Source organism: Paenibacillus sp. FSL H8-0282, assembly GCF_037963825.1.
Taxonomy (GTDB): domain Bacteria; phylum Bacillota; class Bacilli; order Paenibacillales; family Paenibacillaceae; genus Paenibacillus_AQ; species Paenibacillus_AQ odorifer.
This window is the reverse complement of sequence record NZ_CP150146.1, coordinates 3,499,161-3,515,244: the sequence shown is the minus strand read 5'-3', so window position 1 is coordinate 3,515,244 and position 16,084 is coordinate 3,499,161. Positions and strand designations below refer to the sequence as shown.

The 16,084-nt window shown below is 56.0% G+C and carries 1 protein-coding gene (running past one end of the window); it reads right to left on the bottom strand.

Annotated features, from left to right (window positions below):
- Window positions 1–16,084, bottom strand: partial view of a non-ribosomal peptide synthase/polyketide synthase gene (locus tag NST94_RS15130; protein WP_339281039.1) — the 5' portion only. The gene continues 15,092 nt to the left of window position 1, outside the view; the window shows 16,084 of its 31,176 coding nt (coding positions 1–16,084); the start codon lies at window positions 16,082–16,084; its stop codon lies off the left edge, out of view.

Genomic DNA, 16,084 nt, shown 5'->3' with positions numbered 1-16,084 from the left:
TCCTATCCCGGCGCACGTTCAGCTTCTCTACCAGTTCCTCGAACGGGTAGTCCTGGTGTTCAAACGCTGCCAGTGTCCGCGCCTTCACCTCGTGCACGAAGTCGATAAATCGCTTGTCCCCGGATGGAGCGTTGCGCAGCGCCAGCGTGTTCACGAACATCCCGATCATCGGCTCCGTGTCCGCATGTGTGCGCCCCGACACCGGCGTACCCACCACGATGTCGCTCTGCCCCGTGTACTTGTGTAGCCACACGTTATAGGCTGCAAGCAGTACCATGTAAAGCGTCGATCCCGTCTTCGCTGCGACTTTCTTCAGCCCTTCGGCCACGTCAGCGTTAAGCTCCGCATGAACACGTCCGCCCTCGCTGCTTGGTACCGCAGGACGCACTCGGTCGGTCGGCAGCTCCAGCACCGGTGCTTCCTCCGTAAAGGCGGACAGCCAGTACGCCTCGTGCGCTTCCATCCGCTCGGCCTCGAGCGTGCCTTGCTGCCAGACTGCATAATCCTTGTACTGAATCCGCAGTGGCGGCAGCTCCGCGCCGGCATACGCCGTCATGAAGTCCGACAGCAAGATGTTCATCGATACGCCGTCCGACACAATATGATGCATGTCCCACAGCAGCCAATAACGGTCCTCCGCTAGACGCAGCAGCTCGGCGCGTAGCAGGGGTGCTTGGTCAAGTGCGAACGGACGCACGAAGTTCCGTGTCAACGCCCGCGCATGCGCTTCATCTGTATCTTGGTAAACCCATTCCAACGACACGTCTTCGTGTATCTGTTGTCTCGGTTCGCCGTCTACCCATGTGAACGACGTTCGTAGCGATTCGTGACGGGTAATGACTGAACGAATCGCTTGCTCCAGTCGACCCGCATCTACCTTCCCTGCCAGTTCCACGACGCCCGGCATGTTGTAGCGCGTGCTCTCCGGCTCCAGCTCATGCAGCACATACAACCGCCGCTGCGCCGACGACAGCGCATACGATGCCTGTGGCTCTGCCGGCTCAATCCGGCCGTAGTCGCTAGGATCCATGCTGCGCACATATTCCACCAACGCCTTCACCGTCGGACGCGCGAACAACTCCCGCAGCGGCAACTCCACCGCCAGCTGCTGATGGATGCGCGACACCAGCGTCACGGCTTTCAGCGAATGACCGCCGTGCTCGAAGAACGAGTCGCCGATGCTGAACGAGCCCGTGCCCAGCACCTCCGCGAACAGCTCCGCCAATTGCGCCTCCAGCTCATCTCGAGGCGCTTCATAAACCTCTAGACCTATATTTAAATCTGGTGCCGGCAACTCCTTGCGGTCTACCTTGCCGTTGTTGTTCAGCGGAATGTTCTCCAATTGAACAAAATAGGACGGAATCATGTACTCCGGTAGCTGTGCCGCCAAATGCGCACGTAGCTCCGGAACGGGAATAGCTTCACCGCTCACGATATACGCGCACAAGTACGCCTGCCCTTGCTCCTCTTCCCGGGCAATGACTACCGCTTCGCGGATGTCTGCGTGCCCCATGAGCCGCGCTTCGATCTCCCCGCACTCGATCCGGTAGCCGCGGATTTTCACCTGGTGGTCAATCCGGCCCAAGTATTCGAGGTTGCCGTCCGGCAGCCATCTTGCCAAATCCCCGGTCCGGTACATCCGCGTACCTGGTTCGAACGGGTTGTCCACGAACTTCTCCGCCGTCAGCTCCGGCCGGTTCCAGTAACCACGGGCTAAGCCATCGCCAGCGATACACAGCTCACCTGCAACACCGATCGGCTGCAACTGCCAGTTGTCGCTCAAAATATACAGCTGTGTATTGGCGATCGGACCCCCGATGCTCACCGTCTGATCATTGGTTACTTCCCGCATCGCGGACCAAATCGTCGTCTCGGTCGGACCGTACATATTAAACAGCGCGGCCTTCGATTTGCTTTGCAGCACCGCCAGCAGATCGTCCGTCCAAGCCTCTCCTCCAATCAACATTTCCGTGACGCTTTCCAGCCACCCATCGTTGCCTGCAGACAGCAGCATCTTCAACCGGGAAGGCGTCATCTGCACCACGTCGATATGCTGGCGCTCGATCAGCGCCGCCAGCTGCTGAGGCTCCTTCTGCTGCTCTTCATTCGCTGCCACGACCCGCATGCCTTGCGTCAACGCCAGCAGTGTTTCCACCACCGAGATGTCGAACGACAGCGTGGTCGCAAATAACATCGACTTCGCTGGGGCGAACGGAATCGCTTGCCTCATCCCTGCGATAAAGTTCACCACCGAGCGGTGCTCGATCATGACTCCTTTCGGGTTCCCTGTTGTGCCCGAGGTATAGATCATATAGGCCAAATCGCTCGACGTTGCATTAAGCGCGAGGTTTGCTTCTGACGGTGCTTGCCCGGCTTCCACCAGATCCAGCACCGTGCCTTCGAATCCGCACGGATCCAGGCCCGGCTGAATTAGTAGCATCGCTGCGCCGCTGTCCGTTAGCATATACCGGATACGTTCGGCAGGCAGCGACGGATCGATTGGCAAGTACGCCCCACCGGCCTTCAGGATGCCAATTACCCCTACCATCAGCTCCAGCGAGCGTTCCGTCAGGATGGCCACGATGCGATCCGGACCCACACCCTGTTCGCGTAGCGTCCAAGCCAGCTGATTGGCCCGCGCATTCAGCTCCGCATAAGTCAGCTGCCGGTCTTCGTACACAACCGCCACCGCGTTCGGTGTCTTCTCAACTTGGGCCTCGAACAACCCATGGATCGTCGCTTCACGCGGATAATCCGCTACCGTGTCGTTGAATGCGTAGAGCAGCAACTGTTTCTCCTCTGGCGTTATAAGTTGCAGAGAAGCTATGCTTGCGTCCGTTCGTTCGGTAATTTGAGTCAACAGTTGTACAAAGTGAGACAATAGACGCTCAACCGTAGACGCATTGAACAAGGCGCGACTATATTCCAGTGTCATGTGAAGACCTTGATTGACTTCCACGACGTTTAGCGTCAAGTCGAATTTCGTCACCGGATGGCTCAGCTCGACCGGATGAACGTCAACGTCTGCCAGATCAAAGCTTACCTGCTCCATATTTTGCAATATTAGCATCGTGTCAAACAGCGGGTTTCGGCTCCTATCGCGGCGCACGTTCAGCTTCTCCACCAGTTCTTCGAACGGATAGTCCTGATGTTCAAACGCTGCCAGCGTCCGCGCCTTCACCTCGTGCACGAAGTCGATAAATCGCTTGTCCCCGGATGGAGCGTTGCGCAGCGCCAGCGTGTTCACGAACATCCCGATCATCGGCTCCGTGTCCGCATGTGTGCGCCCCGACACCGGCGTACCGACCACGATGTCGCTCTGCCCCGTGTACTTGTGTAGCCACACGTTATAGGCTGCAAGCAGTACCATGTACAGCGTTGATCCGGTCTTCGTTGCGACCTTCTTCAGCCCTTCGGCCACGTCCGCGCTAATCTCTGCATGAACGCGTCCGCCCTCGCTGCTTGGCACCGCCGGACGCGTATGGTCGGTCGGCAGCTCCAGCACTGGCGCTTCCTCCGCATAGGTGGACAGCCAGTACGCCTCGTGCGCTTCCATCCGCTCGGCCTCGAACGCGCCTTGCTGCCAGACTGCATAATCCTTGTACTGAATCCGCAGTGGCGGCAGCTCCGCGCCGGCATACGCCGCCATGAAGTCTGACACCAGAATGCTCATCGATACGCCGTCCGACACAATATGATGCATGTCCCACAGCAGCCAATGGCGGTCCTCCGCTAGACGCAGCAGCTCGGCGCGCAGTAGCGGCGCCTGGTCAAGTGCGAACGGACGCACGAAGTTCCGTGTCAACGCCCGTGCTTGACCCTCATCCGCATCCCGGTAAACCCATTCCAACGACACGTCTTCGTGTATCTGTTGTCTCGGTTCGCCATCTACCCACGTGAACGAGGTGCGTAGCGATTCGTGACGGGTGATGACTGAGCGAATCGCTTGCTCCAGCCGGTCCACGTCCACCTTCCCTGCCAGTTCCACGACGCCCGGCATGTTGTAGCGCGTGCTTTCCGGCTCCAGCTCATGAAGCACATACAACCGCCGCTGCGTCGACGACAGCGCATACGATGCCTGTGGCTCTGCCGGCTCAATCCGACCGTAGTCGCTAGGATCCATGCTGCGCACATATTCCGCCAACGCCTTCACCGTCGGTCGCGCGAACAACTCCCGTAGCGGCAACTCCACCGCCAGCTGCTGATGGATGCGCGACACCAGCGTCACGGCTTTCAGCGAATGACCGCCGTGCTCGAAGAACGAGTCGCCGATGCTGAACGAGCCCGTGCCCAGCACCTCCGCGAACAGCTCCGCCAATTGCGCCTCCAGCTCATCTCGAGGCGCTTCATAAACCTCTAGACCTATATTTAAATCTGGTGCCGGCAACTCCTTGCGGTTTACCTTGCCGTTGCTGTTCAGCGGAATGTTCTTCAATTGTACGAAATAGGACGGAATCATGTACTCCGGCAGCTGTGCCGCCAAATGCGCACATAGCTCCGGAACGGGAATAGCTTCGTCGCTCACGATATACGCGCATAAATACGTCTGCCCTTGCTCCTCTTCACGGGCAATAACCACTGCTTGGCGGATGTGCTCTTGCGTCATGAGCCGCGTTTCGATCTCCCCGCATTCGATCCGGTAGCCGCGGATCTTCACCTGATGATCAATCCGGCCCAAGTACTCGAGGTTGCCGTCCGGCAGCCATCTCGCCAAATCACCGGTCCGGTACATCCGTGTACCTGGTTCAAAAGGATTGTCCACGAACTTCTCCGCCGTCAGTTCCGGCCGGTTCCAGTAACCACGGGCTAAGCCATCGCCAGCGATACACAGCTCACCTGCAACACCGATCGGCTGCAACTGCCAGTTGTCGCTCAAAATATACAGCTGTGTATTGGCGATCGGACCCCCGATGCTCACCGTCTGATCATTGGTTACTTCCCGCATCGCGGACCAAATCGTCGTCTCGGTCGGACCGTACATATTAAACAGCGCGGCCTTCGATTTGCTTTGCAGCACCGCCAGCAGATCGTCCGTCCAAGCCTCTCCTCCAATCAACATTTCCGTGACGCTTTCCAGCCACCCATCGTTGCCTGCAGACAGCAGCATCTTCAACCGGGAAGGCGTCATCTGAACCACGTCGATATGCTGGCGCTCGATCAGCGCCGCCAGCTGCTGAGGCTCCTTCTGCTGCTCTTCATTCGCTGCCACGACCCGCATGCCTTGCGTCAACGCCAGCAGTGTTTCCACCACCGAGATGTCGAACGACAGCGTGGTCGCAAATAACATCGACTTCGCTGGGGCGAACGGAATCGCTTGCCTCATCCCTGCGATAAAGTTCACCACCGAGCGGTGCTCGATCATGACTCCTTTCGGGTTCCCAGTCGTACCCGAGGTGTAAATTACATAAGCCAAACGCCGAGAGTCTATCGTTAGCGGCGGATGGGCCTCGAGTTGCGCTTGTCCCCTTTCCGTCAACTCGAGCACCGAACCCTTGAATCCACATGGATCCAGGCCCGGCTGAATCAGAAGTACCTCCGCGCCGCTGTCCGTCAGCATATACCGGATACGCTCGGCAGGCAGCGACGGATCAATTGGTAAGTAGGCTCCGCCAGCTTTCAGGATACCCAGCACCCCGACAACCATCTCCAGCGAGCGTTCCGTCAGGATGGCCACGATGCGATCCGGACCCACACCCTGCTCGCGCAGCGTCCAAGCCAGCTGATTGGCCCGCGCATTCAGCTCCGCATAAGTCAGTTGCTGGTCCTCGTACACGACCGCTACCGCATTCGGCGTCTTCTCAACTTGGGCCTCGAACAGCCCATGGATCGTCGCTTCACGCGGATACGCTGCCGCCGTGTCGTTAAATGCGTAGAGCAGCAATTGCTTCTCCTCTGGCGTTATAAATTGCAGAGAAGCTATGCTTGCGTCCGTTCGTTCGGTAATTTGAGTCAACAGTTGTACAAAGTGAGACAATAGACGCTCAACCGTAAACGCATTGAACAAGGCGCGACTATATTCCAGCGTCATGTGAAGACTTTGATTGACTTCGACGACGTTTAGCGTCAAGTCAAACTTCGTCACCGGATGGCTCAGCTCGACCGGACGAATGTCAACGTCTGCCAGATCAAAGCTTACCTGCTCCATATTTTGCAATATTAGCATCGTGTCAAACAGCGGGTTTCGGCTCCTATCGCGGCGCACGTTCAGCTTCTCCACCAGTTCTTCGAACGGATAGTCCTGATGTTCAAACGCTGCCAGCGTCCGCGCCTTCACCTCGTGCACGAAGTCGATAAATCGCTTGTCCCCGGATGGAGCGTTGCGCAGCGCCAGCGTGTTCACGAACATCCCGATCATCGGCTCCGTGTCTGCATGTGTTCTCCCCGACACCGGCGTACCCACCACAATGTCGGTCTGCCCCGTGTACTTGTGTAGCCACACGTTATAGGCTGCGAGCAGCACCATGTACAGCGTCGATCCCGTCTCTACCGCGATTCGTTTAAGAGCCTCTGCAGTCTTGGCGCTCACCGAGGTGTATACCTTTCCGCCTTCGCTGCTTGGCACCGCCGGACGCGTATGGTCGGTCGGCAGCTCCAGCACTGGCGCTTCCTCCGCATAGGCGGACAGCCAGTACGCCTCATGCGCTTCCATCCGCTCTACCTCGAGCGTGCCTTGCTGCCAGACTGCATAATCCTTGTACTGAATCCGCAGTGGCGGCAGCTCCTCGCCGGCATACGCCGCTATGAAGTCTGACACCAGAATGCCCATGGATACGCCGTCCGACACAATATGGTGCATGTCCCACAGCAGCCAATGGCGGTTCTCCGCTAGACGCAGCAGCCCGGCGCGCAGTAGCGGCGCCTGGTCAAGTGCGAACGGACGCACGAAGTTCCTTGTCAACGCCCGTGCTTGACCCTCATCCGCATCCCGGTAAACCCATTCCAACGACACGTCTTCGTGTATCTGTTGTCTCGGTTCGCCGTCTACCCATGTGAACGACGTGCGAAGCGATTCATGACGGGTAATGACTGAACGAATCGCTTGCTCCAGCCGATCCGCGTCCACCTTCCCTGCCAGTTCCACGACGCCCGGCATGTTGTAGCGCGTGCTCTCCGGCTCCAGCTCATGCAGCACATACAACCGCCGCTGCGCCGACGACAGCGCATACGATGCCTGTGGCACTGCCGGCTCAATCCGGCCGTAGTCGCTAGGATCCATGCTGCGCACATATTCCGCCAACGCCTTTACCGTCGGTCGCGCGAACAGCTCCCGCAGCGGCAACTCCACCGCCATCTGCTGATGAATGCGCGACACCAGCGTCACAGCCTTCAGCGAATGACCACCGCGCTCGAAGAATGAATCCCCGATGCCGATCGCACTCCCGCCCAGTGCCTCCGCGAACAGCTCAGCCAATTGCGCCTCCAGCGCATCCCGCGGCGCTTCACAGGCTTCTAAGCCTGCATTTAAATCTGGTGCGGGTAACGCCTTGCGGTCTACCTTGCCGTTGTTGTTCAGCGGAATGTTCTCCAATTCAACAAAATAGGACGGAATCATGTACTCCGGCAGCTGTGCCGCCAAATGCGTACGTAATTCCGGAACGGGAACAGCTTCACCGCTCACGACATACGCGCACAAGTACGCCTGTCCCTTTTCCTCTTCACGGGCAATGACTACCGCTTCGCGGATGTCAGCGTGCGCGATGAGCCGCGCCTCGATCTCCCCGCATTCGATCCGGTAGCCGCGGATCTTCACCTGATGATCAATCCGGCCCAAGTACTCGAGGTTGCCGTCCGGCAGCCATCTCGCCAAATCACCGGTCCGGTACATCCGTGTACCTGGTTCAAAAGGATTGTCCACGAACTTCTCCGCCGTCAGTTCCGGCCGGTTCCAGTAACCACGGGCTAAGCCATCGCCAGCGATACACAGCTCACCTGCAACACCGATCGGCTGCAACTGCCAGTTGTCGCTCAAAATATACAGCTGTGTATTGGCGATCGGACCCCCGATGCTCACCGTCTGATCATTGGTTACTTCCCGCATCGCGGACCAAATCGTCGTCTCGGTCGGACCGTACATATTAAACAGCGCGGCCTTCGATTTGCTTTGCAGCACCGCCAGCAGATCGTCCGTCCAAGCCTCTCCTCCAATCAACATTTCCGTGACGCTTTCCAGCCACCCATCGTTGCCTGCAGACAGCAGCATCTTCAACCGGGAAGGCGTCATCTGCACCACGTCGATATGCTGGCGCTCGATCAGCGCCGCCAGCTGCTGAGGCTCCTTCTGCTGCTCTTCATTCGCTGCCACGACCCGCATGCCTTGCGTCAACGCCAGCAGTGTTTCCACCACCGAGATGTCGAACGACAGCGTGGTCGCAAATAACATCGACTTCGCTGGGGCGAACGGAATCGCTTGCCTCATCCCTGCGATAAAGTTCACCACCGAGCGGTGCTCGATCATGACTCCTTTCGGGTTCCCTGTTGTGCCCGAGGTGTAGATCATATAGGCCAAATCGTTCGACGTTGCATTAAGCGTGAGGTTTGCTTCTGACGGTGCTTGTTCAGATTCTGCCAGGTCCAGCACCGTGCCTTCGAATCCGCACGGATCTAGACTAGGCTGAATCAGCAGCACCTTCGCCCCACTGTCCGCTAGCATATACCGGATACGTTCGGCAGGCAGCGACGGATCGATTGGCAAGTACGCCCCACCGGCCTTCAGGATGCCGAGTACCCCGATAACCATCTCCAGCGAGCGTTCCGCCAGGATGGCCACGATGCGATCCGGACCCACACCCTGCTCGCGCAGCGTCCAAGCCAGCTGATTCGTCCGCGCATTCAGCTCCGCATAAGTCAGTTGCTGGTCCTCGTACACGACCGCTACCGCATTCGGCGTCTTCTCAACTTGCGCCTCGAACAGCTCATGGATCGTCGCTTCCCGTGGATAGTCCGCCGCCGTGTCATTGAAAGCGTGCAGCAGTTGCTTCTCCTCCGGCGTTACCAGTTGCAGAGAAGCTATGCTTGCGTCTGTTCGTTCGGTAATTTGAGTCAACAGTTGTACAAAGTGAGACAATAGACGCTCAACCGTAGACGCATTGAACAAGGCGCGACTATATTCCAGCGTCATGTGAAGACTTTGATTGACTTCGACGACGTTTAGCGTCAAGTCAAACTTCGTCACCGGATGGCTCAGCTCGACCGGACGAATGTCAACGTCTGCCAGATCAAAGCTTACCTGCTCCATATTTTGCAATATTAGCATCGTGTCAAACAGCGGGTTTCGGCTCCTATCGCGGCGCACGTTCAGCTTCTCCACCAGTTCTTCGAACGGATAGTCCTGATGTTCAAACGCTGCCAGCGTCCGCGCCTTCACCTCGTGCACGAAGTCGATAAATCGCTTGTCCCCGGATGGAGCGTTGCGCAGCGCCAGCGTGTTCACGAACATCCCGATCATCGGCTCCGTGTCTGCATGTGTTCTCCCCGACACCGGCGTACCCACCACAATGTCGGTCTGCCCCGTGTACTTGTGTAGCCACACGTTATAGGCTGCGAGCAGCACCATGTACAGCGTCGATCCCGTCTCTACCGCGATTCGTTTAAGAGCCTCTGCAGTCTTGGCGCTCACCGAGGTGTATACCTTTCCGCCTTCGCTGCTTGGCACCGCCGGACGCGTATGGTCGGTCGGCAGCTCCAGCACTGGCGCTTCCTCCGCATAGGCGGACAGCCAGTACGCCTCATGCGCTTCCATCCGCTCTACCTCGAGCGTGCCTTGCTGCCAGACTGCATAATCCTTGTACTGAATCCGCAGTGGCGGCAGCTCCTCGCCGGCATACGCCGCTATGAAGTCTGACACCAGAATGCCCATGGATACGCCGTCCGACACAATATGGTGCATGTCCCACAGCAGCCAATGGCGGTTCTCCGCTAGACGCAGCAGCCCGGCGCGCAGTAGCGGCGCCTGGTCAAGTGCGAACGGACGCACGAAGTTCCTTGTCAACGCCCGCGCATGCGCTTCATCTGTATCTTGGTAAACCCATTCCAACGACACGTCTTCGTGTATCTGTTGTCTCGGTTCGCCGTCTACCCATGTGAACGACGTTCGTAGCGATTCGTGACGGGTAATGACTGAACGAATCGCTTGCTCCAGTCGACCCGCATCTACCTTCCCTGCCAGTTCCACGACGCCCGGCATGTTGTAGCGCGTGCTCTCCGGCTCCAGCTCATGCAGGATATACATTCTTTTTTGCGCCGACGTCATTAGATAATCCTCGCCCGGCTTCGCCGGTTCGATGGCACTGTATGCTGTCTTGGACATTCCCTCTATCTTCCGCGCCTGCTCCTTAATCGTCGGTAGTCGGAATACTTCCTGCAGCATCAGATCAGCATTCATCGTCTTCTGGATTTTGGACACCAGCGCAGTCGCCCGCAGGGAATGTCCCCCGATTGTAAAAAAGTCGTCGCTTACTCCAATGTTCTCTAAGCCAAGCACGTCCTGCCAAATACCGAGCAGCTTCCGTTCCGTTTCGGTGCTTGCCGCCTCATACCGTTCTTCCGAATGAATTCTATCATCCGGCTCCGGCAACGCTTTGCGATCCAGCTTGCCGTTGGGGGTCAGTGGCAAGCGCTCCATCGGCATAATGTACCCTGGTATCATATATGCCGGTAGTGCTTGCCGGAGATACTCCCGAATATCCGCCGAAGTCGTCTCCAGCTGCAGTACCACATACGCACACAAGTATTTCCCATCGGCGGCATCCTCTCGAACGATTACCACTGCTTCGCGGACCGCCTCATGCTTCAACAGTTGGCTCTCGATTTCTCCCGGCTCCACCCGGAAGCCGCGAATTTTCACTTGATGATCACGGCGCCCCAGGAATTCCATGTTGCCGTCCGGCAGCATTCGCCCCATGTCTCCTGTCCGATACATACGCCCCTGCGGCACAAACGGATTTGCCATAAACGATGTACTCGTTTTGGCCGGATCGTTCAAATATCCTCTAGCTACGCCCACTCCTCCGATATACAGCTCACCAGCCACCCCGTATGGAACCGGATGTCGTTCCTCGTCTAGAATGTAGAAGGTATTGTTCCCTAGCGGTTTTCCGTACGGAATACTCGTTTGATCCGGCGTAACTTCCTGGATCGGATAGTAGTTGGACCATATGGTTGCTTCCGTTGCACCCCCAAGCCCAATCACATGCAAGTTTGGGAAGAAGTACGTCTTCGCACGTTCCGCTAAATCGACCGGAATCCAGTCCCCGCTCACAAGCGCCAGCCGCAGTGTCTTCTGGCTGATAAGTTCCTCCTGTTCCTCCAAGGTATGCAGTACATGGTTCAGCGTCGTCGGCACCGAGTCCCAAATCGTAATCGCCTCTTGTCCAAGCAGTTGTAGCAGCTGTTTCGGATCCTGTATATGTTCCCGATTTGCAATAACTACCTGGGCTCCCACCGCCAGCGGTCCAAAAATGTCATACACTGACAAGTCGAAGCACATCGAAGTGACGAACAATAGCCGATCTTCCTTGTCAACAAGAAATTCTTCATTAACCCAGCTAATCAAGTTCACTGCCGAATGATGCTCAATCATTACCCCTTTCGGCAGTCCGGTTGAACCAGAGGTGTAAATAATGTACGCCAACTCGCGCGAATCTATGGTAAGGTGAAGCGCCTCGCTAGAATACTCGATCAGTGAAGGGTCCCTGCTGTCGACGAATTGTGCAAGCGCTTCTACATACGTCCGATCGACGATAACGACATTTACTCCCGCATGACCGATAATATGCGCGATCCGGCTTTGCGGATAGTCAGGATCAATCGGTACATATGCAGCGCCTGCTTTAAGAATCGCCAGCATACCGACAATCATATCGAAGCCCCGCTCGGTCATTAACCCTACCCGATCATTTACTTGCACCCCAAGGTCCCGCAGTCGCCGCGCCAATCGGTTAGACCGCTCGTCTAGCTCCCGATAGGTCAGTTGCTGACCGTTCCATCTTAAAGCTGGCTGTTCAGGTGTCCTCGCCACTTGTTCCTCGAACAGCTGGTGCAGCGTCTTCTCTGCTGCGTACGGCATATCCGTCTGATTCCATTCAAACACGATCACTTGTCGTTCCGCAGCCGTCATCAGATGCTCCATTGACAAGATATCGGTCTCTTCGTCGCATATAGCTTCAAGGATTCGTTCGTACCAAACGAACGCCGTCTCAATCTCCTGGTTCTCAAAATAAGCCGGCGCGTATTTGATCTGCACATTCAGCCTATTAAAGGATTGAGATACCTCCAGATCAAACCACGTATTCGTCATCTCGTTTGCTTCCAAGTTCAGCGCCGCCGTCTCCGGTACGATCGCTTGCCCCGGACGCATCTCCTCAAGCACATGGAAATCCGTGTAGTTAAACAACGTATCGAAGATCGGGTTGACCGACGAGCTTGACACTTCTCCGATTGATTGGGCGATGTCGACCAGAAACATTTCATGCACTTTCATTTGCATAAGCTGCTGTTTTGTGCGATATACCAGTTCCGGCTTGGACACTTTACGTGTTAGCCGCATGCGGATCGGCACCGTATTGAGGTAGCAGCCTAATACTTTGTCCGCATCCTCGATTGCCGGCCGATCGTGGCTGACCACGCCCGTTACAATATCTTCCTCCGTCGTCAGGATACCAAGCAAATACAAGTACGCGCTCAGGCACAACTCCTTGACGGTACAACCGTATCGCTTCGCCTGCTGCTCCAAGGATCCGAGCAGCGTGCCGCTAAGTTGGCTGCGATAAATTCTACTGTCCGCCCCACGCTCCCTCTTTTTGCCCGCGTAGTTGAACGGCAGCTTGTTGCGGGTATACCCCGCAAATTCGTTGATCCAATATAGCCGGCTCTCCTCGTCGTTCTCCCGGAACCGGTTGATTGCCACATAATCCTTGTAGTTGCTTTGTAGCGGCTTTATCTCGACCGGTTTTCCCTGTAGCAGTTGCTGATAGATACCCACAATCTCCTCCTGGAAGGATGCCACACTCCATCCGTCCAGAATCGCATGGTGGAACGTAAACACCATGTAATAATCGTGCTTTGCATTAAGCCGGAATAAGCGAAATCGCCACAGTACCTCACCATCGAACCGAAACAAGTTACGCTGGTCTTGTTCGATATATGCGCGGATAACGCGCTCTTGCTCCTCTCGGCTGAGTGACGATACATCTTGTGTCGACGGCTCCAGCACGATCCGAGCGTGCACAATCTGGACTTCTTCCTCAAAATGCGTTAGATCGAAGGTTGTGCGCAGGATCGGATGCTTATCGGACAACCGCTGCATCGCTTCTGCAAACCGCTCCATCGACACAATCTTGAAATGGTACAAAAACTGATCGTGGTAAATTGGCTCCTCTGGCCGCAATCTCGAGTAGAACACCATGCTTTGCTGAATCTTGCTAAGCGGATACACATCCTCACAATCGGCCGGCAGTTGTTTTGCCTGCTCGGGATCGTCCGTGATACGCCGTTTCATCTGCTTAAGCATCTCCCGTCCAAACTCCAGTTGCCGGACGGGCTTGCGTTCCTGAGATAACAAGTCGGACAACTGTCCGATTGTCTGATGCAGGTACAAATCTTTCATCTGGAGGGGCGTCTCCATGTCGCGATTTATCCGGCTGACCAGGCGAATGACCTTGATCGAATCACCGCCCAGCACAAAGAAGTTATCGTGGATGCCGACCTGCTCCGTTCCTAGCACTTCCTGCCAAATATCTGCCAACTGTCGCTGAGTCGGTGTGCTTGGCGCTTCGTAGACGCTGCCTGTATGCGCCGCTTCCGGCTTCGGCAACGACTTGCGGTCTACCTTGCCGTTAGTGGTCAACGGGAGGCTGTCTATGGCCACAAAGTAGGACGGAATCATGTACTCCGGCAGACATGCGGCCAAGTGCGCTCGTAACTCCGGAGCCGAAATCGCTTCACCGCTCACGATATACGCGCACAAGTACGCCTGCCCTTGCTCCTCTTCCCGGGCAATAACCACCGCTTCGCGGATGTCAGTGTGCGTCATGAGCCGCGCCTCGATCTCTCCGCACTCGATCCGGTAGCCGCGAATTTTCACCTGATGGTCGATCCGACCTAAGTACTCGAGGTTGCCGTCTGGTAACCATCTCGCCAAATCCCCGGTTCGGTACATCCGCGTACCCGGCTCAAAAGGGTTGTCCACGAACTTCTCTGCCGTCAGCTCTGGCCGATTTAGGTAACCGTACGCCACACCGTCACCACTTACGTACAACTCGCCCGCAGCCCCAATCGGCTGCAGCTGCTGCCATTCGTTGAGAATATAGGTTCGCAGCGTCGGAATCGGCTTGCCGATGTTGCTGATGCCGCTTGCGATCTCCGCCTCTCCAAGCTTTTTGTACGTCACATGCACCGTCGTTTCCGTGATCCCGTACATGTTGATCAAATCCGTATTCGGATACTTCCGGCTCCATTCCCGTAATCGACCCGGCGCCAGCGCTTCTCCGCCAAAAATGACGACTCGTACGCTCAGTGCCGCGTCCGGTTCCTGCATTTCCCGTTGTAACAACGCATAAAACGCACTCGGTGTCTGGTTCAACACCGTCACCCGCTCTTGCCGCAGCAGCCACACCATCTGCTCCGGATCCCTCGCCGTCATCATCGGCACGACGACCAGCTTGCCTCCGTAGAGCAGCGCTCCGTACATTTCCCATACCGAGAAGTCGAAGCAATACGAGTGAAATAATGTCCACACATCTCGTTCGTTGAAATCGAACGCCAAGCGGTCGTTGAACAACAGCCGCACAACATTCCGGTGTGCGATCATCGTTCCTTTCGGCTTTCCGGTCGTCCCCGAGGTATAGATCACGTACGCCAAATCCGCCGGCTTCGCCCCCTGCGGCGGGTTCTCTGCTTGTGCCTGTGCTGTTTCGTCGACATATACCCGGCATCCCGTAAACGCAAGCGATGGCATCCGAAACTCGACGTCACGGGTCGTTACCAGCCACTCCGCCCCGCTGTCTGCCAGCGTATAGGCAATTCGCTCGGCCGGATAATCTGGATCGATCGGCAAGTACGCCCCGCCGGCTTTCAGGATACCCAGTACCCCGACGATCATCTCCACAGAGCGATCTATCAGGACCGCCACGATGCGATCCGGTCCCACACCCTGCTCGCGCAGCGTCCAAGCCAGCTGATTCGCCCGCCTGTTCAGCTCCGCATAGGTCAGCTGCCGATTTTCGCACACGACAGCTACTGCGTTCGGCGTCTTCTCGACTTGGGCTTCGAATAGCCCATGGATCGTCTCTTCCCGCGGATAGTCCGCCGTCGTATCGTTGAACGTGTGCAACTGTTGCTTCTCCTCATCCGAAACGATATCGATCTGGGAAATCGGCGTATTTATTTGTTCCATTATCAAATCAAGGAAGTTAGCGAGCTGCTGTTTCAACCTGATCTGGCTCTCATAAGCATACCGATCGACATCATAATGCAGTACAAATGAAAGTGTATCGTCTTCCTTTTGAAAAAATATATGTATGAGGCATTCAGAGAGAGTAGGATCAATCGTTTGGTGAATGCTGTTAAGTGAGATAATCGTCCCTAAACGAAGAAACTCATCACGGTTTATAGGCAGTCCGGTTTTTTCAGCAATATAAGGATGTGGAAATTTCTGATGTTTAGCAGCTTCCGTTAAGCAATCGCGCACCTGGATCAGAACGTCCCTGAAGGTACTCTCTGAGCAAATTCGAATTCGAATCGGCAATACAGCCGAAGCAACTTCTTCACTTCCTTTTTTTTTCAGTGGAGGCATACCCACTAATAAATCCGTAAGATTTAGATATCGGGAAAGAAACAACAGCGTTCCGGACATTAAGACCATGAACATTGCTTGTTCGGAGTTTTTAGACAGGGACTCTACACAATGTAAAGTCTCATTTGAAAGTTGCTGTTCAACCTGTCGGAACGACTGGCCGACTATAACACCTTCCGTACCTAGGGAGATGGTTGTTGGTGACGGTGATTCCGCAAGCTGTTCAAGCCAATAATCAACGGCCTCCGAGTATTTACCACTAGAAGCCATAAGCCTAACGGATAAAGAATCCAT